Source organism: Nostoc sp. (assembly GCF_036917135.1).
Lineage (GTDB): Bacteria > Cyanobacteriota > Cyanobacteriia > Cyanobacteriales > Nostocaceae > Nostoc.
This window is the reverse complement of sequence record NZ_JBALEA010000076.1, coordinates 49,672-75,204: the sequence shown is the minus strand read 5'-3', so window position 1 is coordinate 75,204 and position 25,533 is coordinate 49,672. Positions and strand designations below refer to the sequence as shown.

Sequence of the window (25,533 nt, the reverse complement as noted above, 5' to 3'; positions counted from 1 at the left end):
GACTCCCTCCTCAACTCCCCAATGCATTGGTAAGGGTTAGGGTGGAATCAAAACTGTACGGAAATTGTCGCCAGAACAGTCAGGGGATCTCCGGGACGCACATAGTAACCTTGAGAATAGTAATATGTGGTGTCGAAAAGATTCTTAAAGTTGAGACCAAATCGCCAATTTTCTTTTTTATAGAAAATAGAGGCATCAGTTCTGACGTAAGAAGGAATAACAACTCCATCATTTGGGAGATTGGCTTCGACATCGCCGACAAAAAACAGTCCTCCACCAAATCCCAATCCTTTGAAGGAACCACTTTGAATTTCATAGGTTGTCCAAAAGCTAGCAGTATTTCTTGGCACACCAACCAATCTATTACCCACAGGCAGTTGATTATCTTGGCTGTTTTGGCTGACATAGGTATCGTTATGGGCAAAGGATGCAATCACATTCCAACCGGGCAAAATTCGCCCAGAAATATCGAATTCAATACCTTGACTCTTGACTTCTCCAGCTGCAATTGAGTAATCAGTATTATTTGGATCGGTTGTAGGTACGTTAGTTTTTCTAATCTCGTATGCTGCAAGTGTTGCCGCAAGCTTACCATCAAATAACTCGGTTTTAATTCCGGCTTCATACTGGGTTCCACGAGCAGGTTTTAATGCAACTTGGCTAGCTGTTCTGGTATTGTTGGGTACAAAAGACTCGCTATAACTGGCGTATAGGGAGATTGGTTTTATCGGTTGGTAAACCAGTCCTAGACGGGGTGAAAAAGCTTCATCGTAAAAGTTATTTGTATAAGCCAGTGCACCATTGTTATTCAAGTCTGTGCCTCTATCGTTGTAGCTGACAAAATCATATCTTCCACCAACCAGTAGCTTCAAATTAGAAAGTAATGTCACCTGATCTTGCAAGTAAATACCTACAGTGTCGGTATAAGACTCTGTTTGCTGAGCTGTATCGACGAAACTGGTTGGCAGTGGCGCACCATATACTGGATTGAAAAGATTAATCCCAGGAGCCGCAGTGCGAAGGTAATCATAAAAAACGTTTTGCCAACCTAACTCTAAACCCAGGAGCAGCTGATGATTAATGGAACCAGTTTTGAACTTGCTGATTAATTCATTTTGCAGATCAAATGTTTGACTGGAACCGGCACCTCCAGCAAGCGTTCGCGATACTGTCTGACCATCCGCTTCCAGTGAGTTTGGTCGGACAACGTTATTATTATCAGAAGTAGTAAGGTATGCTGAAAAGGCACTACGCAGCCGTAAATTTTCGCTGAAGGTATGATCTAAAGTCAAGTAAAATGCATTAGAGTCAACATTGTACTTATCGGCACTTGGTTCTCCTAAAAAACGACTGATGGGAACTTGAAAAGATTCACGAATCGGTAGCAACCCATCATAAAATGTTCGGTTTTGAGCAGTATGCTCATATTCTAAAGTCAAGTTTGTATTATCGCTGATCTTATAGGACAATACCGGCGATATTGATAAATATTGCCCGTGAACAAAATCGATAAAACTCCCAAAATTTTCATAGCCAACATTCAAGCGATATAACAACTTTTGGTCAGGGGTAAGTGGTCCAGAAATATCGATTGAGGATTTGTAATCACTGTGACTTCCCACTGTAAATTCACTTGCATAATAGGGAGTTGCAAGGGGTTGTTTGGTGACATAATTGACCACACCACCTGGTTCAAACTGACCATATAGCACTGAAGCCGGACCTTTGAGAACTTCAACTCGTTCAATGCTGTTAGGATCGATATAGTTATCTCCAGCTTGGAAACCATTTCTCAAACTATTGAACGTTACAAACCCCCGGATAATATAAGCATCTGTGTTAGCACCATAACTACCTTGTAGTGAGACACCACTGACATTGCGTGCAACATCGCTAATCCGGGTGATTTGCTGATCCTTGATAACTTGTTGGGGAATAACTTGAATTGATTGGGGAATGTCACGTTGAGGAGTATCAGTTTTAGTCGCAGTTGTGCTATCTGGTACACTATATCCATCTTGTTCACCCGTTACGACCAACTCAATCGGTTCATCACTCGAAGTTGATGGTTGAGTTTGCTGTGTTTGATTCCCTGGCTTTTGTTGTTCAGGAGTTGGTTGAGTTTGCGGTTGTTGGGCGGACGATGCTGCACTAGCCACAGAGAAGATAAGACCCTCATTCGGACTATCAAACAACTCGACTGTTGGTACACTCCCTTCACCAATCACTGTCACTCGAATAGTATTGGCATCAAAGTTAGTAACTGTTATCTCACTTATACCCGCAATTGGTTTTTCAGAGCGGAATGTGAATGCTTCGCCACTCGCTAAACGCAGTTGAGCATTGGGAATATCAGTGATGAAATTGCTAGCAGCACTGCGATTGACTAGTTGCAACTGTTCCCCTTTGGTTGTCTGCAAAATAATCTCCAGACCTTTAACAGTGGGATTTGCTTTAACTGAGGTAACTTGTATAACTTCAGTTTGTGGTGTGTTTGGTGATGTTGGCGACTGCACTAACAAGGAGGCGTTCTTCGCTGGATGTTCTATCTGACTTACTCCTGCATTTTTGGCAGGATGCACTAGCTCACTGATTCGCTGAATCTCTTTGATTGGTTCGACAGTGAATGGTTGATTGGAATTAGCATCTGTGGGAGTTGACTTGGGATGCTCTGATACACCTATCCCTACTTCTTCACTTCTAGCAGCAGTTGCGATCGATACAGTCAAAGAGCTTGTTAACAACAGGTAGGGAAGCAATTTTGTCAGTTTCATTCCAATTCAGATCCTCACGCTCTACTAGTAGTCTTAGAGCTTAATAAAAATTTTTTCATTTCAAATCTGAAATTAAACTATTTTAGCCATAAAGTAAAGTGAGAATATATCGCAATATATTTGAGAGTTATTATCATTTTTTTCAGTCTCTAAAGCCATAAGACAGATCCTATTCTAAGTACATTTGTTTAAAATGATACGTCTATAAGAGAGATATTTTTAGGCAAAATGCTTTTTATGTAAGCATTTGAAAGACCTTTAAATAATTAACTCGGTAAGAAAAGGTATATTTTATACACTGCAATTGAATATAAAAGTCCGGTTGCAGTGGCAACTATTGGTGTAAAGGCAGTTCATAGCAAACTCAGAGAGCTTCTCTCGTTTCCAATCTCTGACGAGTAATGCCTTTTTAGAGGCGGAAACCTGATCATTTGCTGCGATCGCTGACCAAAAACAGCGTTTATTGAAAATAAAACCTAATTTTTTTGCTTTGATTAATAAGTATTCCCTATCAATTACTAGTTGCATAAAGAGATAGTCTCCTCTAAAGTAAGCAAAGTAGTTGAAAATAGCTCTCAATAAAATTACTCAGATTTTATTGAGTTGAGATTTGCAATAGCGTCTATTATTTCCCTAAAGACTCCCTTGTTTAGGTTCTCCTAAAAGAGGTCAAAAGCCTTAGCTAGTAGAAAGTCCCAATTGTGGGATGAAAACTTACCTGTGAAATGCGATCGATATCCGCGTTCTCATTTTGCCAGGATACAAGTTGAATGTGTTGCAGCAGTGTTTAAGCAAGAGTGCATCTAGTTCTGGAAAGTCAAATGGCTATAGAAATCAAGGACTTCAAAGAAATTAACCGTAACTGTTTCACTGTTGTCGATCTTCTCCATCAAAGAAGCTTGACGCAGCCAGATACAATTGCTTTCACCTTCCTTGAAGATGGAGAAACCCAACAATCAACACTGACTTATGAACAACTCCATCGGCGCTCTTGGGCGATCGCATCTCGACTCCAAGCTTTAAACTTAAATGGAGAACGAGCCTTATTACTTTATCCACCTGGACTAGATTACTTAACTGCTTTTTTTGGTTGTCTATACGCTGGAGTTGTTGCAGTTCCGGCTTATCCACCTCGCAATCAACGCAAAACACCCAGAATAAGCGCTATTACTACAGATGCACAACCTAGCATTGCTCTGACCACAACAGCGATGCTCCCCACATTACAATCCATATTTGCACAAGCAACAAACCTAGAAAGTCTCAAGTGGTTGACTACAGATGATATAGCGCCAGGTGTAGAAGATGTTTGGCAACCAACTAAAATCAATCCAGATACCTTAGGTTTTCTGCAATATACATCTGGTTCTACAGGGAAACCCAAGGGAGTCATGCTCAGTCACGGCAATTTGCTCCACAATGCCGCCATGACTTACCAAATTATGGAACATTCTCCTAGTAGTAAATTTGTTTCTTGGCTACCGGTCTACCATGATATGGGGCTGATTGGTGGCATTTTGCAACCTTTGTATGGGGGATTTCCTTGCATCTTCATGTCCCCCACGGCTTTTTTACAACGGCCTTATCGCTGGTTGCAGGCAATTTCTCGTTACAGAGGTACTACTAGCGGTAGTCCTAACTTTGCTTATGAATTGTGCATTGAAAAGATTACCCCTGAGCAAAAAGAAACCCTTGATTTAAGTAGTTGGAGTGTTGCCTTTAATGGGGCTGAACCGATTCGGCAGGATACTTTAGAACGATTTGCAGAGGCTTTTGCAGAGTGTGGCTTTCGCCCGGAAGCATTTTACCCGTGTTATGGGATGGCGGAAGCAACCCTGATGATTTCTGGCGGGAGCAAGAAAGCTGTACCTCCTTGCAAAACAGTTGTCAAATCTGCACTTTCCAGAAACCGGGTTGTTGAAGCAAATACTGATAGTGAAAATATTCAACGTTTTGTCAGTTGTGGTCAAACTTTACCACAACAACAAATTGCGATCGCCAACCCAGAGACTTTTACCCATTGTCAACCTGACGAAGTTGGAGAAATTTGGGTATCAGGTTCTAGTGTTGGACAAGGTTATTGGCATCGTCAAGAAGAGACAGAGCAAATATTCCACGCCTATCTTCAAGACACAGAAGTTAGCACAGCATCAGGGCCATTTTTACGTACTGGCGACTTAGGGTTTTTGCACAATGGAGAACTCTTCATTACAGGTAGAGCCAAAGATTTAATTATCATCAGAGGTCGTAATCTTTACCCACAAGACATCGAACTAACTACAGAACGCAGTCATTCATCGTTGCGTTTAAGTAGCTGTGCAGCTTTTGCAGTAGAAGTTGCTCATGAAGAACGGCTAGTAGTAGTCCAGGAATTAGAGTTTCGTGCCAAACCGAATTTTGAAGAAGTTACTACAGCAATTCGTCAGGCGGTTGCAGAAGTACATGAGGTGCAAGTATATGCAGTAATCTTAATCAAAGCAGGTAGTATTCCCAAAACTTCTAGCGGTAAAATTCAACGCCGTGCAACAAAAGCAAATTTTTTGGCAAACAAGCTAGAAGTTATCAGCCAGAGTATCTTAGATAGTGCAGATGACTTTGAGAACCAGACGAATCTGAGCCGTGAAGCAATTATGGCAACAGCACCAGAAGCACGCCTACCATTGCTGATATCTTACTTACAAAAACAAATTGCTCAGATATTAAAAGTTGAAGTATCACAAGTCAAGCCAGAGCAACCACTAAATAGTTTGGGACTTGATTCCTTAATAGTCTTCGATTTAAAAAATCGAATTCAAGTAGACTTTGGGGTAACAATATCCGTCGAGGATTTTTTCCATGATGCTAGTGTTGTTCTGCTAGCAATGCAAATTCTGCCTCAATTAACAACAAAAGAACCCTCAGAACCACCACTAAAGCCCATTTCTCGCAATCAAGAATTACCCCTATGTCTTTCTCAAGAGCGCTTGTGGTTTCTTAATCAGTTAGAACCTGATAACCCCTTCTATAACGTTCCCATTGCAGTACGTTTAACTGGGAAGCTTGATCAGACAATATTAGAACAAAGTCTGAACGAAGTCGTGGAGCGTCACGAAGCCTTGCGAACTAGCTTTTTAGCTATCAAAGGGCGACCAGTTCAGGTGATTGCTCCAAACGTGAAGTTGACACTACCAGTCCTGGAATTACCAGAAGCAACCTTAGCTGAGGCTTTGCGCGTCGCCACGGAGTTTGCTCAAAAACCCTTTGATTTATCAGAGTCGCCACTGCTGCGAGTTCAACTTCTGTATTTGAAACCAGAGGAGCATATATTGCTCTTTACCATGCACCACATTATTGCAGATGGTTGGTCTATTGGTATTCTGATTCAAGAACTAGCAGCGATTTACCAAGCTATTTCTGATGGTTTACCCTCATCACTTGCTAAACTTCCTATCCAATACGCAGATTTTGCTGATTGGCAGAGAAAATGGCTGCAAGGAGAGATTCTTCATACCCAACTTGATTACTGGAAACAGCAGTTAAACGGTAATCTATCAGTACTGCAACTGACTACAGACAGACCCCGACCAGCTATACAAACCTTCACTGGGAAAAAACAATTTCTAGCGTTTCCCAAAGCTCTGAGTGAGGCAGTAAAAGAATTAAATCAGCGAGAGGGTGTCACTCAGTTTATGACACTCATCGCAGTATTTAAGACGTTGTTGTACTGTTATACAAATCAACAGGAAATCTTAGTTGGTTCGCCTGTTGCGGGTCGCACTAGAGCAGAAACTCAAGGGCTAATAGGGTTTTTTATCAATACCCTCGTGTTGCGTACCAATCTATCCGGTAATCCGAGTTTTCGGGCGTTGTTAGCGCGGGTACGCGAAGTGGCTTTAGGCGCTTATGCTCACCAAGAATTACCTTTTGAAAAGTTAGTGGAAGAATTGCAACCGGAGCGGGACTTAAGCTACAATCCACTGTTTCAAGTAATGTTTATTCTGCAAAATGCTCCCATTCCATCTATAGAGCTTCCAGATTTGACCTTGCACCCCCTGGAGGTTGATAGCGGCACATCCAAGTTTGATTTGAAATTCAGTATTTGGGAAAGTTCGGAAGGTTTTAATGGCTCATTGGAGTACAAAACAGATTTGTTTGATGCCAAGACAATTAAACGAATGATTGGTCATTTTGAAATATTGCTACGCAATGTTGTTGAACAACCAGATATTAGACTGAGTGAGTTAGCTAAAATCCTTGTTGTATCTGACAGAAAGCAGCAGAAAATTAAAGAGAAACAAATGGAATACACTTCCTTGGAAAAGCTGAAATTCATCAAGCGTAAAGTCATTAAATAATTCGTAATACCTCGACTTCGCTCGGCACAAGTTCGTAATACGTAATTAAATTTTGTATTAGCGAGTAATCGAGCGTCGCGTCTGGGGATTTGAACCCCAAGAAAAAACTTGCCGATTACAGAACTGGGGGATTTAAGCTCATTTAATTAGTTCAAATAAGATAAAAATGCTGCAAAGGTAATTTAAAAATAGGGAGTTAGATCAATGAAATTAATCCAGGTTTTCCAGAATTTACAGCATCATTTAAAAAAATTAATTTACCGCAATAATTTAATAAAATTGTCGTCTCTATATGACGATGCTAAATGGGGTGACAATCATCGATTTGCTCAACATTATCAAAAGCATTTTGCTCCTTTGAGGCTGAAAAAACTAAAGATACTTGAGATTGGTATAGGGGGTTATGATGATCCAGAAGCTGGAGGCGATTCCTTAAGAATGTGGAGAAGCTATTTCCCAAACAGCATGATTTATGGTATTGATATCGTAGAGAAAAAGTCATTAGAGTCCAGTCGGATTCAAATATTTCAAGGTAGTCAAGAGGATAAATATTTCCTCGAAAAAGTTATAGCTAAAACCGGACAAATGGATATTATTATTGTTGATGGTAGCTCAGTAAATGAGCATCGCATAAAAACATTTAATATTCTGTTTCCTTTGCTTAACGATGGTGGTATTTATGCAGAAGAAAATACTCATATATCTTATTGGCCTAGTCTAGGAGAGAAATGGTCAAAACTAAGCGAAAAAAGTGTTTTTTTGGCTAATCATGTGAACGTTGGTGGTAGCCTTGATTTAAATGCTTCTGACACCATAATGGCTATGTACAAAAGACTAGCTGATGGATTAAACTATCAAGAATTTTTGAATCCTGGCTACTCTCCATCCTATTTCGATAAACATATTGTTGCCATGCACTTTTACCATAACTTAGTAATTACTTATAAAGGCAACAATAACGAAGGTAGCAATATTATTGAGAATAATACATTACATCCATTCGTTTTAGAAACACTTGGTGTAAAGTCATTGGACGATTTGGAACTAGAGTTTTCTAAAGTTGAGCAACAAGGAAACAAATGAATATATCCTCATTTTATCGAACAGAATTCAGGAGTCAGAATTCAGTTGGGTATTCTGTACAACTGGCGAGTAATCGAGCGTCGCGTCTGAATAATCGGGTTTAAGCTGTTACGTATATAACTTGCATTCTCAGGGCGGGCAAGATGCCACCCCACAATCATACTGAACAAATATTAATGCAAACAAATTAAAGGCGCAACAGCTTAAGACCCCCACCAAATTTTCAATTTGGTGGTCTAACAATTCAGTCGCGGATGTATTCAGTAACGCCTTATTGCCAATATTAAAAGCTAAAGGGAATTGGTGGAGCAAAATTATGTCAATTTCAGAGTCCCCAAAACTTAGCCTCAACGAATTACGGTCTGTTAAACGAAAATCTGTCAATTTTTCCCAGACAGAACTAATTAAAGCAACACCTTTAGTTTTAGACAGTTTTTTACCTCTGCTGATTGAGCCTGTGGTACAGGGGATAAATTTAATCTCTTGGGCTGCAAATAATCAAGACCTAATTAAAAGTTATTTGCTCAAGCATGGGGGCATTTTATTTCGTAACTTTCATCTTTTAGATTTGGTTGAGTTTGAGAAATTTATTCAGACGGTTTCTGGGGAACTATCGGAATATGTCGATCGCTCTTCTCCTCGTAGTGCAATCCAAGGTAAAATCTATACGTCTACTGACTATCCTGCTGACCAAAGTATCTTTCTGCATAGTGAGAACTCTTATGCTGCTAGCTGGCCTTTAAAAATTTTCTTTCATTGTGTTACACCAGCACAGCAAGGCGGAGAAACTCCTATCGCTGATACGCGGAGACTATTAGAACAGATTAACCCAAAAATTAGCGATCGCTTCATTGAAAAAGGCGTGATGTACGTCCGTAACTTCGGCGATGGTTTTGGCTTACCTTGGCAAACTGTCTTTCAAACCACAAACCCAGTCGAAGTAGAAGAATTTTGCCGTAGCAATAATATTGAATTCGAGTGGAAACAAGGAAATCGCTTGCGAACCCGTACCCATAGACAAGCCGTTGCTATACATCCCAAAACGAATGAAACTGTTTGGTTTAATCATGCTACTTTCTTCCATGTCACAACTTTAGATGCAAAGATTCGCACTGCATTGTTAGCAGAATTTTCCGAAGAAGATTTACCACACAATACCTATTATGGTGATGGTTCACCAATTGAACTGGGAGTTTTAAATGCAATTCGGACAATCTATCAACAAGAAACTGTGATTTTTCCCTGGCAGACTGGAGATATTTTAATGCTCGACAATATGCTCACAGCCCACGGAAGACAGCCATTTATAGGAACAAGAAAAGTGGCGGTTGGTATGTCAGAAGTATTTAGTATTCACAATATTTAGTGCCAATTACGGAGAATTATTCATGTTAGAAGAAATACAAGGCTTTCGCCTCTCGCCTCAGCAAAAATATTTGTGGCAATTACAAGAAATTAATAGCCTTCCTTATCGTTCACAATGTGCTGTTTTAATTGAAGGCATTATAGATATCAAAATCTTGAAGCAAGCCTTAGAGCAGGTTGTGAATCGTCATGAAATACTTCGGACTAATTTTCATTGCTTGCCAGAGATGTCTATCCCATTGCAAGTAATTACAAATAACAATATTACTTGGGGTGAAAATTACGACTTTAGTAGTTGCAGCCATCAACAGCAAGAAGAATTATTATCAAGCTTATTTGAGCAATTTAGCCAAGAAGTATTTAATTTACAACATGATTTTTTGTTGCGCTTATCTTTAGTTACTTTATCTTCAGAAAAGTATATTTTACTTATCTGTTTGCCTGCCCTTTGTGCAGATACAGCATCACTAAATGTTTTGGTGCGAGAAATTAGCCAATCTTATAGAGCATGTTTCGAGGGAACAGAGCTAGATAATGAACCGCTACAATATGCAGATTTAGCTGAATGGCAAAACGAATTGTTAGAGGCAGAAGATACAGAAGTGGGGAGAGATTATTGGCTTAAACAAAATATTGCTGCTTTAGCAACCTTAAAGTTACCTTGTGAACAAGAAACTGCCTTAGAATCAACATTTAAGCCGCAAATACAATCTATCACTATAACTCCAGAACTAGTGGTAGAACTAGAAATACTAGTTCAGAAATATAATACTTCTATCTTTAATGTTTTATTAGCTTGCTGGCAAATTTTCATCTGGCGGATTACCCAGCAATCAAATGTAATTATTGGGATTGGTTGTGATGGACGTAATTACCAAGAATTAGAAGGTGCTATAGGTTTATTTGCTAAATATTTACCACTTAATATTGAGCTAGACAAAGAAAGTAGATTTTTAGAAATTTTATTTAAAAATAACCTGGCTGATACCTTCAAATATCATAATTATTTTAGCTGGGAGAATATAGCATATTTAGCGCCGCTTAATTCACGTTTTTCACCTTTATGCTTTGAATTTTTAGAACAATCAGCTAAGTATGTAAATGCTGATACTAAATTTTCGATTTATCAGCAATACTCTTGTATTGAAAGATTTAATATTAAACTAAGATGTACTCGTCAAAATGACAAATTAATTGCAGAATTTCAGTATAATTCAACCTTATTTAATTCAAAATATATTGAAACTTTAGCTAGACAATATCAAACTTTATTAGCTAGTGCGATCGCTCATCCAGAGTCAGCAATTTCTGATTTAGAAATTATCAGCGATATCGAAAGAAAAAAGCTCCTCTATGATAACAATAATAACCAGCAAGATTATTCTCAAAGTTTATTAATTCACCAACTCTTTGAGGCACAAGTTGAAAAAACACCTCATCAAATTGCCGCAGTCTTTGAAGAAGAAAAACTGACATATCAACAACTGAATCAAAGGGCAAATCAATTAGCTCACTACTTGCAAAAACAAGGAGTTAAACCAGAGGTACTGGTGGGAATTTGCCTAGAGCGTTCTATTGACATGATTGTTGGTATTTTAGGCATTCTCAAAGCTGGTGGAGCATACATACCCTTAGATTCAGAACTACCAGCCAAGAGTTTAGCATCACGTTTACAAGATATCCAAGCTTTATTTTTGATTACTAATACTTGTGTAGCGAATAGACTAGTAGAAGTTGCTAATCAAGAACAACTGCAAGTTATTTGCTTGGATACAATCTGGCAAAGAATTTCTACTGAAAGTGATATTAATCTGAGGAGTAAGGTAAACAATAATCATCTAGCTTATATATTATTTACCTCGGGTTCCACAGGCAAACCCAAAGGAGTTGCCATTGAACATCAGCAAATTCTTAACTATGTCCATGCCATCATTGATAATTTAAAATTACCTACCAATTCTGCTTACAATTTTGCATTAGTTTCCACCCTGGCCGCAGACTTAGGCAACACCGTTCTCTTCCCTGCTCTTTGCACAGGAGGATGTCTACATATCATCTCTTACGATCGCGCTACCGATCCAGTTGCCTTAACAGAATATTGCCACAAATATCCGATAGATTGCCTGAAAATTGTTCCTTCTCACCTTAGCTCTCTTCTACTATCTCCCACACCTCAATCTATCCTGCCTCGTCAACGACTAATTTTAGGTGGTGAAGCTGCTAACTGGCAGTTAATTGAGCAAATTCGCCATTATGCACCCAATTGCCAGATATTTAACCATTATGGCCCCACAGAAAGTACTGTTGGTGTCATGACCTATTTAATTACAGAAGTAAATTTAAAAACTAAAACAGTTCCTCTTGGTAAATCAATTGCTAACACACAAGTTTATATTCTAGACAATAACTTACAGTTAACTCCTATTGGAATCAAGGGCGAAATATATATTGGTGGTACAGGGTTAGCCCGATGCTATATGCAGCATCCTGAACTAACTGCTCAGAGATTTATTCCTAATTCTTTTAGCCACGAACCAGGAGCAAGACTGTATAAAACAGGTGATTTAGGACGTTATTTACCAGATGGGACAATAGAATTTATTGGACGTAGTGATTATCAAGTTAAAATTCGTGGTTTTCGGATTGAATTATCAGAAATTGAAGCAGTATTAACTGAATATGCACAGGTGCGAGAAGCTGTAGTCATAGCGCAAGAAAATGAACACGGTGATAAACATTTAGTTGCTTATTTAGTTGCACATCAAACCACAAATTTAAAATTAAGTGATTTAAATAACTTCCTGAAAAATCATCTCCCTAACTATATGCTACCTTCTAGCTTTATAACGCTAGAAGCTTTACCCTTAACGCCAAATGGTAAGGTAAACCGAAATTTATTACCGACACTTCAACAAGGAAGAGACCATTTAGAGACAAAATTTGTCGCCCCTCGTAATCAGATAGAAGAGGTAATAGCAGGAATTTGGCAAGAGTTATTGAATGTGCAAAAAGTAGGGATTTACGATAATTTTTTTGAATTGGGTGGTCACTCGCTATTAGCAACTCAGGTAATTTATCAGATGCGGGAAGCATTGCAAATAGAATTACCTTTGCGGAGTTTATTTGATAGTCCTACTGTAGCTGGCATAGCAGAACATATTGCTAACACTCAGGATCGGATTGATAGTGTACTTCACCTATCAATCGTACCCAATCTAGAAGAACGTTACCAATCTTTCTCCCTCACAGACATTCAACAAGCATATTGGATTGGGAGGAATGGGGCTTTTGATTTGAGCAATGTTGCCACTCATGCTTATAGAGAAATTGACTGTTTAAATTTAGACTTAGATAGATTTAACACAGCTTGGCAGCGACTAATTGAACGTCATGATATGCTGCGGGCAATAGTGCAACCTAATGGGCAACAGCGAATTTTACCGCAAGTGCCAGATTATGAAATCAAAGTTTTAGATTTGCGGGGAGAAAGCGAGGAAATCAGAGAATTTCGATTGACAGAAATCCGCGATCGCATGTCGCATCAAGTCCTACCTGCTGACAAATGGCCTCTATTCGAGATTTGTGCTACTAGACTCCCTGAAAACAAGATTAGACTGTACTTAAGTTTTGATTTATTGATTGGTGATGCTTGGAGTTACCAAATTATCGGTCGAGAATTGGCTGAACTAGTACAAAACCCAGATACACCTTTAAAGGCGCTAGAAATTTCATTTAGAGATTACGTATTAGGTGAAATTGCTTTGCGTAATACCGAACTTTATAGCCGCGCCTTAGAGTATTGGCAAAGTCGAATTCTCACATTACCATCATCTCCCGAATTACCTTTGGCAAAGAATTTAGTTGCTATTAACAACCCTCGTTTTCAGCGTCGCACAGGAAAATTAGCAGCCGATGCTTGGCTAAGATTGCAAAATAAAGCAAGGCAAATTGGTGTCACACCTTCAATAATTTTGTTAGCTGCCTATGCGGAAATATTGACAATGTGGAGTAAAAGCCCACAATTTACTATCAATTTAACCCTGTTTAATCGTCTGCCATTACATCCCCAAATTAATCAAATTGTCGGTGATTTCACAACATTAAATCTGCTAGCAGTAGATAATTCAGAAATCAATTCTTTTACAGTTCGAGCGCAACGCATTCAACAACAGCTTTGGGATGATTTAGATCATCGTTATGTCAGTGGTGTGCAAGTTTTGCGGGAATTGGTACAGATACAAGAAAGAAGTTTAAGGGCAATAATGCCAGTAGTCTTTACAAGTACTCTATCTCAAGATGCTCAGAGTGATTCAACCTCACCCTTAGATTGGCTGGGAGAATGTGTGTACAGCAGCAGCCAAACACCGCAAGTTTACTTAGATCATGTAGTTTCAGAAGTTGCAGGTGAGTTAGTTTTTTACTGGAATGCCGTCGAAGAAATCTTCCCATCTGGATTATTGGATGATGCTTTTTCTATATATTGCAATTTTGTGATCGGTTTGGCTAATGAGGAGGAAATCTGGCACACCAAGACAAGGCAATTGTTGCCAGCAAAACAGCAGGAACTAATTCTCAGAATTAATGATACTGATGCAGTAATTGAAAAGACTCCTGCACTACACAACTTATTTTTTGATCGAGTTCGTGTATATGCAGACAAAGCTGCTGCGATCGCTGGCGATCGCACTCTGAGTTATCAGGAATTAAGCGATCGCTCTTTACATATAGCCCAAAAATTACGTCAATTAGGGGTTTGTCCTGAGCAACAAGTAGCGATCGTTATGGATAAAGGCTGGGAACAAATTGTTGCTGCTTTGGGCATCTTGGCGGCTGGTGCAGCTTATGTACCTATCGATCCCAAACTGCCTGCAGAGCGCCGTTGCTACCTTCTTCAAGAAGCAGAAATTGAGCAGGTAATTACTCAATCATGGCTTGACTCTACTTTAGACTGGCCAAACAACATCAACCGCATCTGTGCAGACATCTTAGAACCCTCTGTTGCTGATTTTCCACCTCCCTTTATCCCTTCTCCTACCTCCTTAGCTTATATTATTTACACTTCCGGCTCTACAGGATTGCCTAAAGGGGTGATGATTGACCATCAAGGCGCTGTAAACACCATTGTTGACATTAACCGCCGTTTTCATGTCACCTCTACAGACCGGATACTTGCCCTTTCATCTCTGAGTTTTGACCTGTCGATGTATGACATTTTTGGTACTTTAGCAGCTGGAGCAACAATCATCATTCCTGATGCTGATGCAGCCAAGAACCCAGAACATTGGGTCAAATTGCTGGTGCAACATCAAGTTACCATCTGGAACTCTGTCCCCGCTTTGATGCAGATGCTATTGGAGTATGTAGGCGATCGCCAAACATTGTTAGATTCTTGCTTACGCCTAGTTTTACTTAGTGGGGACTGGCTACCTCTGAATTTACCTGCTCAAATTCGGATGATTTGGGAAAATGCTCAAGTTATTAGTTTGGGTGGGGCAACAGAAGCCTCAATCTGGTCAATTATTTATCCGATTACGACAGTTGATCCGACCTGGAAAAGCATTCCCTACGGTCGGCCAATGGTTAATCAGCGTTTTTATGTACTTGATGCCGCCTTTGAACTGCGTCCTGTCTGGGTTCCGGGACAACTTTACATTGGTGGGATTGGATTAGCTCAAGGTTACTGGAAAAATCCAGATAAGACCAATGCCAGCTTTATTATTCATCCCGATACTCAAGAGCGTTTATATAAAACTGGGGACTTGGGACGATATTTACCCGATGGCAATATTGAGTTTTTAGGACGTGAAGATTTTCAAGTCAAAGTCAACGGCTACCGCATTGAACTAGGAGAAATTGAAAGCGCCATACAGCAATATCCAGCCATCAAAGATGTAGTAGTTAATACCGTGGGTAAATCTCAAGATCATAAGCAATTGGTAGCTTATATTGTCCTGAATTCTCCAGAGGCTTTACCTGCTGATGGTGATTTGTCTTCCCGATTAGGCAACTTTTTACAGCAGAAGCTCCCAGAGTATATGCTACCTGCTGCGTATATGCTTCTAAATGCCTTACCATTAACCTCTAATGGTAAAGTAGACCGCCGCTCCTTACCTGCGCCCGAAAATCTGCGTCACCAAGTGCAGACTAGTGATGCTGTACCGGCAACCGAGACTGAGAGAGCGATCGCCCATATCTGGCAAGATTTGCTGGCCGTAGAAGAAGTGAGTCGGGAAGATAACTTATTTCAATTGGGTGGTAATTCACTCACGGCCATGCAACTAGTAGTCAGAATCCGCACCAGTTTTAATATAGATTTACCTCTACCAAAACTCTTCACATCTCCCACTGTTAAAAGCTTGGCGAAGATTGTTGAAGCCATGATCAGCGCTCCATCTCAACAACAGCAAATTATTCCCAAGCGATCGCAACTAAATCACGTTCCTCTTTCCTTTTCTCAACAGCGTCTTTGGTTCCTTGAACAGTTACAACCTGGTAGTACAATCTACAACTTCCCGGTGGTGTTGCGTCTCAATGGACAGCTAAATGTCGAAGCACTAGAGAAAAGCATTAACGAAATCATCAAACGTCATGAAGTTTTACGCACTACCTTTAATATCCTAGATGGGCAACCAGTCCAAATTATTGCTCCTAGCTGGAATTTGCAATTATCTTTAGTAGATTTAAGTTCTTCTCCAACTTCAGCAGAGGAATTAGTTCCTAAGTTTATCTTAGAAGAACAAGCTCAACCATTTGACTTGAGTAATGGGCCTCTAATGCGAGCTAGTTTACTGCAATTGGCAGAAACAGAACACATTTTGTTATTCACAATGCACCACATCATTACTGATGGTTGGTCAATGGGGCTACTAATGATCGAAATTGCACCTTTATACGCAGCTTTTACCACCGGAGAAACCGTCAAATTACCAGAATTACCCATCCAATATGCAGACTTTGCAGTTTGGCAACGTCAAGACTTGCAAGGTGAAAGACGAGAAGCTTTACTTAGTTACTGGAAGCAGCAATTAGCAAACTTACCTGTACTGCAACTACCCACAATCTGTCCCCGTGCAGAAGTGAAAACTAACCGGGGTGCTAGTTATAGTTTTGTGATACCTGCGTCAGTGGTGCAAGAAGTGCAGTCGATTGCCCAGCAAGAAAATGTAACCTTATTTATGACATTGCTGGCAAGCTTTAAAATTTTACTGCAACGCTATAGCAGTCAAGATGATATTGTTGTTGGTACTGATGTGGCCAACCGCAACCAAGCAGAAATTGAACCATTAATTGGCTTTTTCATTAATTTATTAGTTCTACGCACTGACTTAAGTTATAATCCCACTTTCCTAGAGTTATTGCAACGTGTCCGTACCCAGACATTATCAGCTTATACTCATCAAGATTTACCCTTTGATGAATTAGTTAGAGAATTACAACCTGAGCGTCATTTAAATAACACTATTCCCTTCTTCCAGGTATTATTTGTCCTGCAAAATACACCGATAGCAGCTTTAAAATTACCAGGAATTAGCTTAAATGTACTAGAACTAGAAACCCGATATGCCAGATTCGATTTAGCCTTATTTATCACAGAAACTGAGCAAGGTATAGTAGGTAAATGGCAATATAATGCTGATTTATTTGCCGCAGATACTATCACTCTATTTACAAATAGTTGGCAAACATTAATCAATAGTATTATCAGTCAACCTCAAAGCCACATCAATACATTAGAAATGCTTACAGAAGCAGAGAAGGCACAACAAACTATGCAACAACAGGAGCGTAAAGCTGCTAAAAGACAAAAATTAATGAGCGTTGTTCCCAAAGCCGTTAGTTTAAAAGCAGAGCAATTAATAAAAACATCTTACCTACAATCAGGACAAAATTTTCCTCTTGTAATTCAACCAAATATCACAGAAGTCGACTTACTATCTTGGTTAGAGAATAATCGAGAATATCTCGAAACAGAGTTATTAAAACACGGAGCGATTTTATTTAGAGGTTTTAATCTAAGATCGGTTTCAGAGTTTGAAAACTTCGCTCAAACAATTTGTCCCAATTTATTTGCTGAATATGGCGACTTACCCCGCACTGGTGAAGGTGGTAAAGTTTATGGTTCCACTCCTTATCCACCTGATAAAGCAATCCTTTTTCATAATGAAAGCTCTCATTTAGATCAGTGGCCTCTGAAAATTTGGTTTTTCTGCATCCAACCAGCAGAACAAGGTGGAGAAACGCCGATTATCGACTGTCGTAAAGCTTACAATATCATCAATCCTAAGCTGCGAGAAAGATTAGCTAAAAAACAATTAATGTATGTCCGTCACTACACTAATGGTCTAGATGTAAGCTGGCAAAATTTCTTTCGTACCAATGACAAATCTCCCGTAGAAAATTATTGTTATCATGCTAATATTGATTTTGAATGGTATGATAATAACAGTCTAATTACGCGCCAAGTTCGTCCAGCTTTAGCAATACATCCAAAAACGAGTGAACCTGTATTTTTTAATCAAATTCAGTTACACCATATAGCCTATTTAGATGCAGAAGTTCGAGAATCTTTATTGTCTACATTTGGAGATAAAAAGCTACCACGTAATGTTTATTACGGAGATGGTACTCCCATAGAAGACTCAGCTATTGCAGAAATAAATGAAGTTTATCAGCAGTCTCAGACTAGCTTTACTTGGCAACAAAACGATATTTTGATGTTAGATAATATGCTGACTGCTCACGGGCGAAATCCATATATAGGTGATCGCAAACTTGTTGTAGCAATGGCAGAAATGATTCAGAAATCAAAATTTTAGAAATAGAAATAAATTCCATTAACAAGGAGGGTAAATACTTGATATCTTCAAAAGAACGCAATACTAATCATGATGCGATCGCTTCCATGTACGACTTGAAAAGTCTACTAGAACGCCACGACATGGCGCTGGAGTGTATAGACAAATTAATCCTCAAAAATATTCCCGGAGGAGCGCATATTTTTGACCTTGGTTGTGGGACAGGACAAATTGCCCAACGGCTCCTAAAAAGAGGTTATCAAGTAACTGGGCTTGATAGCTCTGAAGGAATGCTTAATGTTGCTCGTGAGAATGCGCCAGATGCTAAATTTATTCTAGATGATGTCCGCTTTTTTAAATTACCGCCAACTTTTCATGCAATTATTTCGACAGATGGTGTTTTGAATTATGTCCTCAACACTGAAGAATTACAGGAGGCATTGCAAAATGTTTATAATGCTTTATTGGAAAACGGTATTTTTGCTTTTGAATTGTATATAAAAGAATTTGGTGAATCAAGTTGGAAAAATAGTGAGTCTGCTGGAGGTGTCAATGATGATAATGTCTGGGTTGATATTTTAAGCTACGATATAGAAAATAAAATAGGTCGGAAAGACACTACCAGATTACAATTGATAAATGGCATCTGGGAACGTTCGGATAAAAGTTTTTACTTAAAACTGCATTCAGAAGCAGAGGTTAAATCGGCTCTGGAAAATGCAGGATTTACAGAAATTAACATCTATGATATAAACCGTGATTTGGGAGTAGATAAAGCATCTGAAACTACCTGCTTCGTTTGTCGTAAACCGCTAAATAAGTAGGTATAGCAGGGGACTGGGGACACTTCTCTACGAGAGGCTGCGCCAACAGCTCAGTGCATCGCTGGGGACTAGGGACTGGGTTGAAAGTCTTTTTATATGGTTTTATCATCAGTTAATGTCCTAACCTCCTTGTCCATTGCTATATAAGCTAATCGGCATTTAAGTTGCATAAAAGCAGAGCTAGAGCCGTTTACTACAAGCGAATCATTGTGGAAAAATGAATGGCGATTAGCTTAACTCAGCGAGATAGTGTTTTCTTGGTAAAGAATAATGATAAATATATGCCAAATCAAATAATTCAGGGTTTTCGGCTTTCCCCTCAACAGAAGCGTATTTGGTCATTACAGCAATATAGTTCAGCTTATTTTGCTCAATGTGCCATTCTTATTGAAGGCAATCTCAAACAAGAAGTATTAAAAGCTGCTTTACAACAAGTCATGATTCGACATGGAATTTTGCGTACAAATTTTCATTGTCTACCTGGAATGAAAATTCCTGTGATGGATGTAAAAAATAGTAGTATTCTATCGTGGGATAACATCAATCTTAGTCATTGTGAACCCAAAGAAATCTCAAGCAAAATTGTAGATATTTTCCAAGCAGCAGCCCTTAATTTTAACTTTGAGCAAGGAACACTGTTGCATATATCTCTACTGACGCTATCAGTAGAAAAGTATATTTTACTTATTAGTCTACCTTCACTTTGTGCTGATGCTTGGACACTCAAGAATCTGGTAACTGAAATCAGCAATTCATATCCTGCCTGTTTAGAAGGTGAGAGAGTATCAGAAGAAGTTGTACAATATCTGCAATTCTCAGAATGGCAGAATCAATTACTCTTAGATGAGGATGCAGAAACAGCTAAAAAATACTGGCATCAGCAAAAGCTTTCTCCACTCGCTTCCTTGAAGTTACCTTTTGAAAGCCAGCCATTACAGCCATCAAAGTTTGAGGTAAACTGCTATGGATTAGATATTACCCCTGATGTGACAGCCAAAATTGCCAACTTAGCTCAAAAATATGATACTTCCACTGCTATCATCTTACTAGCTTGCTGGCAAACACTGATTTGGCGACTGACAGGACAGCCAGATATCGTTATTGGGATGGCTAGCGATCGCAGAGACTATGAAGAACTATACAACTTATTAGGACTCGTTGCTACTTGGTTGCCAATTAACAGCCATTTGACACCAGATTTGCGCTTTCAAGAAGTTGTAGAACTAGCCAATCAGACTATAGAAGCTGGTGCAGAATGGCAAGATTATTTTGTGCCAAAACCGATAGAAAATCACGAGCAACTAGCTTTTCCTATCGGTTTCGAGTTTGAGCAACTACCAGAAAAACTCGTTGCTGGCAATGTATCATTTTCTCTTGAGAAATATTACAGTTGTATTGAACAATTTAAAATAAAACTCACTTGTACTCAACGCGAGCATTATTTAACTACAGAGTTTTACTACGATATCAATTACTTTGCAGCCGATACTATTGAACGTATAGCCAGACAATTTCAAACTTTATTAACGAGCGTAACGGCTAATCCCCAAGAGAAAATTAGCCGATTAGAGATTCTGAACTTTAGCGATCGCCAGCAATTACTACTAGAATTTAACCAAACACATCTTGACAATTTACAAGACAAATGCATTCACCAAATATTTGAAGCCCAAGTACAAAAAACACCAAATAAAATTGCCGTTGTCTTTGAAGATCAGCAACTAACTTATGCAGAGTTGAACAGCAAAGCCAATCAACTTGCTAATTATTTACAGCAACGCGGAGTCAAACCGGAAGTTTTAGTCGGACTTTGCACAGAGCGATCGCTCTTGATGATTATTGGACTTTTGGGCATCCTGAAAGCTGGTGGAGCCTATCTACCGCTAGATCCAACCTTACCCAAAGAAGGTTTTGCTAGCCGATTGCAGGATATGGAAATACCAGTGATCTTGACACAACAGCGATTAGTCGATAACCTGCCAACAGATGTAGGGCAAATAGTCTGCTTAGATACAGATTGGGATATCATTGGCGATCGCCAAGATGAAAATCCCATCAGTGAAGTCACAACCCAGAATTTAGTTTATGTCTTGTTCACCTCCGGCTCTACTGGTAAACCGAAAGGAGTTGCGATCGAACACCGACAACTGCTGAATTACCTTCACGGAATTACACAGAGGTTAGACTTATCAACAACAACTAACTTCGCCACTGTTTCCACCTTAGCTGCTGACTTGGGTAACACCGGAATCTTTACTGCTCTTTGTACTGGCGGATGTCTGCACATCTTATCTATCGAGTGTGCTACTGACTCAGCAACCTTGGCAAAATACTGCCGCACCCATCCCATCGACTGTCTTAAAATTGTCCCCTCCCATCTTGCCACTCTTCTTGCCTCTGCACCATCCGATTCCATCTTGCCGCGCCAGCAGCTAATTTTGGGTGGCGAAGCTGCAAATTGGCAACTTATTGAGCAGATTCGGCAGCAAGCGCCATCCAACTTAATTTTCAATCACTACGGCCCTACAGAAGCCACCGTGGGGGTTACTACCTTTGCAGTTGAAAATCAGCAAATTAATACACAGACAGTACCCCTTGGTCGTCCACTTGCCAATACGCAGATTTATTTGCTGGATCAGCAACTGCAACCAGTACCCATTGGCGTAACTGGTGAACTGTACATCGGCGGTGCGGCATTAGCTAGGGGTTATCTGAATCGGCCTGATATAACGGCAGAAAAGTTTATTCCTAATCCTTTTGCAGAGATGGGTTCGCGTTTATACAAAACTGGTGACATCGCTCGTTACTTACCTGACGGCAATATTGAATTCATTGGGCGAGTTGATCACCAGGTAAAAATTAGGGGCTTCCGCATTGAACTTGGAGAAATTGAAAGCGTACTGTGTCAACATCTGCAAGTGCAACAGGCTGTAGTTTCTGTTCGAGAAGACAATGAGAACAAATCCTTAATAGCCTATGTTGTTCCTAAACAAACACTCAGTGTTAGCGAACTGCAAAGATTCCTCAGAGAGAAACTGCCAGAATACATGATGCCCTCAACTTTCGTCATCTTGAAGACTTTGCCACTAACATCTAATGGTAAAGTTAATCGTAATGCACTCCCAGAATCAAATAGCGATCGCCCAGAATTGGCAACAACTTATGAACCACCACAAACTGAGGTAGAGCGAGCGATCGCTAATATCTGGCAACAGATGCTTCCTGTTGAGAAAGTGGGCATTTATGATAACTTCTTTGATATCGGTGGTCATTCATTACTGCTTGTTCAAGCTCACGCCAAACTCCGAGAAATTTTCTGCAACAATATATCTGTAATTAATTTATTTGAATATCCAACTATTAACTCTTTAGCTAAATATTTAACGCGAAAGCAGACTAAAATATCTTCTTTTGAAGAAAGCACTCAACGCGCCGAGAGCCGAACTGCTTCCAGGCAGTCAAGAGCGCAATCCAGGTAATGAGTAATGAGTAATGAGTAATGAGTAAGAATATTCACTTATTACTTATTACTTATTACTCATTACTTTAAAGCCGTGCTAGAAGCACGTAGCTCTAAACCCATTTTTTCGGTAAAATTATTTGACGAAGTACTGAAACCAATGAAAAATGAAGACTTTAATGAGAATCAAATAAGCGATTTAGATATAGCTATTATCGGTATGTCTGGGCGCTTTCCTAAAGCTAGTAACTTGGACAGATTTTGGCAGAATCTCAAAGATGGTTTGGAAGCAATTTCATTTTTTTCAGACCAAGAGCTAGAATCTATAGGGGTAGATGCAACTACACTGAATAACCCAAATTATGTCAAAGCAAATGCTGTATTGGAAGATATAGAACTATTTGATGCTGCATTTTTTGATTATTCTCCTAAAACAGCAGAAATAATAGACCCACAGCAGCGCCTATTTTTGGAAACAGCTTGGGAGGCTTTGGAAAGTGCTGGCTATGATTCTAAAACTTATCAAGGTCGAATTAGCGTTTATGGTAGTGCCAGTATTAGTAGTTACTTTTTATTCAATCTTTTTTCTAATCCCGAATTAATAAACTTAATTGGTCTTGACCAAATTAGACATCATAATCGTACAGATAATTTGACTACGCGAGTTGCTTATAAATTAGATTTAAAGGGTTCAGCTATCACTGTCCAAACTGGATGCTCTAGTTCATTAGTTGCGGTTCATTTAGCCTGCCAAAGCTTAATAGATCGTGAATGTGATTTAGTCTTAGCAGGTGGAGTTTCTATAACTAACTTAAAAAAGACTGGCTATGCTTATCAAGAGGGGGGAATTTTGTCACCCGATGGACATTGCCGCGCCTTTGATGCCAAGGCACAAGGAACTGTTAACGGTGATGGTGTCGGTATAGTCATTTTAAAACGATTAGCCGATGCGATCGCTAATGGAGATCATATTCATGCTGTAATTAAAGGTTCTGCCATTAATAATGATGGTTCTGCCAAAATTGGCTATACAGCTCCTAGTATCGATGGTCAAGCCAAAGTCATTGCTGAAGCTCTTGCCATCAGCAGAATTGAACCCGATATGGTCAGTTATGTAGAGGCTCATGGCACCGGCACAGTTTTAGGAGATCCCATTGAAATTGCCGCGTTAACTAAATCTTTTCGCGCCAGAACTCAGAAAAAGAATTTCTGCGCCATTGGTTCGGTAAAAACGAATATCGGCCACCTAGATACCGCATCTGGTGTAGCAGGTTTAATCAAGACAGTTCTTGCACTTAAACACAAGCAAATACCACCAAGTCTGCACTTTCAAAAGCCTAATCCCCAGATTGATTTTGCTAACAGTCCCTTTTACGTTAACGACAAGCTTTCAGAATGGAAATCAAACGGACATCCCAGGCGTGCAGGGGTTAGTTCCTTTGGTATTGGCGGCACTAATGCTCATGTAATTTTAGAAGAAGCCCCGGTAGTGGAGCAGGGGGTGCAGGGAAGGAAATATCATCTGTTAGTTGTTTCTGCGAAAACGGAATCAGCATTAGAGGCAGCTACGGCAAATCTGGCTAATCACCTCAAACAGCATCCCGATTTAAACTTAGCTGATGTTGCTTACACTCTTAAAGTAGGTCGTCGAGCTTTTGATTATCGTCGGATGGTAGTTTGTCAAGATATTGATGATGCAATCAAAGTTTTAGAGACAAAAGACCCGCAACGAGTTTTCACGCACTATCAAGAACCAGCTGAACCAGAAGTTGTGTTTATGTTTCCCGGTCAAGGATCTCAGTATGTAAATATGGGTCGAGAATTGTACCAAACTGAGCCAATTTTCCGGAAAAAAGTTGATGATTGCTGTGAACAACTCAAAGCTATTTTAGGGTTAGACTTACGTACTATTCTCTATCCCAGCCAAGAACAAACTCAATGGGCGACACAGCAGTTGACACAAACTTATATTACCCAGTCGGCATTGTTCGTAATTGAATATGCTTTAGCAGAGTTGTGGTTATCGAGGGGAGTGTGTCCTAGTGCAATGATTGGTCACAGTATAGGAGAATATGTTGCCGCTTGTTTAGCTGGAGTATTTTCTTTAGCAGATGTATTGATGCTAGTTGCTACTCGTGGGCAACTGATGCAGCAACTACCTTCAGGCAAAATGCTGGCTGTAGCGCTACCCGAAAAAAAAGTTATGCAAATGCTAGGTGAGCAACTTTCCTTAGCAGCAATTAACGCACCAGAGCGTTGTGTAGTTTCTGGCCCAAGCACAGAGATTGAAGATTTGCAAAACCGCTTAACTGAGCAAGGGATTGATTGCCGTTCTCTCCATACCTCCCACGCCTTTCATTCTCAAATGATGGACTCTATTATTGAGCCGTTTACCAAATTCTTAGCAAAAGTCAATCTTAATCACCCAAAAATTCCTTTTTTATCTAACGTAACTGGCACTTGGATTACTCCAGAGGAGGCAACAGATAACAGTTATTGGGCTAAACATTTGCGGTCATCAGTACGCTTTGCTGATGGTATTAGTGAATTGTGCAAACAGCCAAATCGGATTTTTTTAGAAGTTGGCTCTGGTCATACTTTAAGTACTTTAACTAAGCAAAAATTCCAGGGAAAGTTGGTACTTGGCTCTATAGGTCATCCTCATGAGCAACAATCTGATGTTGCATTCTTATTAAATACTCTGGGACATTTATGGCTGTATGGAATACAAGTGGATTGGTCAGGATTTTATGCCAATCAAAAACGTCACCGAATTCCTTTACCAACTTACCCTTTTGAACGAAAAAAATACTGGGTTGAGTCTGCTAAAACTAATGATTTAAATCGATTGAATGCAAAAAATTCTCATAATCACCAAAAGTTAGACAATGAACAAAT

At 39.6% G+C, this 25,533-nt stretch carries 7 protein-coding genes and 1 pseudogene; 7 read left to right on the top strand and 1 reads right to left on the bottom strand.

Annotated elements, in window-relative coordinates; all coding sequences use genetic code 11:
* Positions 1 to 47: 47 nt before the first annotated feature.
* Positions 48 to 2,774, bottom strand: coding sequence for a TonB-dependent siderophore receptor (locus V7K50_RS23805; protein WP_334964360.1), 2,727 nt, complete (start codon positions 2,772 to 2,774; stop codon positions 48 to 50).
* An 821-nt stretch (positions 2,775 to 3,595) separates the two neighbouring features.
* On the opposite strand from V7K50_RS23805, the gene V7K50_RS23800 reads away from it, so the two are divergent.
* The 7 genes and pseudogenes from V7K50_RS23800 to V7K50_RS23770 all read left to right on the top strand — a co-directional run.
* Positions 3,596 to 7,108 carry a condensation domain-containing protein gene (locus tag V7K50_RS23800; RefSeq protein ID WP_334964358.1) on the top strand — a complete coding sequence of 1,171 codons (3,513 nt, stop codon included), beginning with the start codon at positions 3,596 to 3,598 and terminating at the stop codon, positions 7,106 to 7,108.
* A gap of 204 nt (positions 7,109 to 7,312) precedes the next feature.
* On the top strand, positions 7,313 to 8,191 hold the full coding sequence (locus tag V7K50_RS23795) for a hypothetical protein (RefSeq protein ID WP_334964356.1): 879 nt from the start codon (positions 7,313 to 7,315) through the stop codon (positions 8,189 to 8,191).
* A 316-nt stretch (positions 8,192 to 8,507) separates the two neighbouring features.
* Positions 8,508 to 9,557: a TauD/TfdA family dioxygenase gene (locus tag V7K50_RS23790; protein ID WP_334964354.1), complete on the top strand. Its 1,050-nt coding sequence runs from the start codon at positions 8,508 to 8,510 to the stop codon at positions 9,555 to 9,557.
* A gap of 22 nt (positions 9,558 to 9,579) precedes the next feature.
* Positions 9,580 to 18,372, top strand: a complete 8,793-nt coding sequence (locus V7K50_RS23785; RefSeq protein ID WP_334964352.1) for a non-ribosomal peptide synthetase — start codon at positions 9,580 to 9,582, stop codon at positions 18,370 to 18,372.
* A 38-nt stretch (positions 18,373 to 18,410) separates the two neighbouring features.
* Positions 18,411 to 19,175, top strand: coding sequence for a class I SAM-dependent DNA methyltransferase (locus tag V7K50_RS23780; protein ID WP_334964350.1), 765 nt, complete (start codon positions 18,411 to 18,413; stop codon positions 19,173 to 19,175).
* 221 nt (positions 19,176 to 19,396) lie between these two features.
* Positions 19,397 to 22,654, top strand: coding sequence for a non-ribosomal peptide synthetase (locus V7K50_RS23775; RefSeq protein ID WP_334964348.1), 3,258 nt, complete (start codon positions 19,397 to 19,399; stop codon positions 22,652 to 22,654).
* Positions 22,655 to 22,795: 141 nt separating this feature from the next.
* A pseudogene (locus V7K50_RS23770) lies at positions 22,796 to 25,495 on the top strand (type I polyketide synthase); the annotation flags it as partial.
* Positions 25,496 to 25,533 lie beyond the last annotated feature (38 nt).

Bases quoted from the DNA above. Each gene is read 5' to 3' on its own strand.
- V7K50_RS23805 (WP_334964360.1), bottom strand. From the start codon at position 2,774: ATGAAACTGACAAAATTGCTTCCCTACCTGTTGTTAACAAGCTCTTTG.
- V7K50_RS23800 (WP_334964358.1), top strand. From the start codon at position 3,596: ATGGCTATAGAAATCAAGGACTTCAAAGAAATTAACCGTAACTGTTTC.
- V7K50_RS23795 (WP_334964356.1), top strand. From the start codon at position 7,313: ATGAAATTAATCCAGGTTTTCCAGAATTTACAGCATCATTTAAAAAAA.
- V7K50_RS23790 (WP_334964354.1), top strand. From the start codon at position 8,508: ATGTCAATTTCAGAGTCCCCAAAACTTAGCCTCAACGAATTACGGTCT.
- V7K50_RS23785 (WP_334964352.1), top strand. From the start codon at position 9,580: ATGTTAGAAGAAATACAAGGCTTTCGCCTCTCGCCTCAGCAAAAATAT.
- V7K50_RS23775 (WP_334964348.1), top strand. From the start codon at position 19,397: ATGGCGATTAGCTTAACTCAGCGAGATAGTGTTTTCTTGGTAAAGAAT.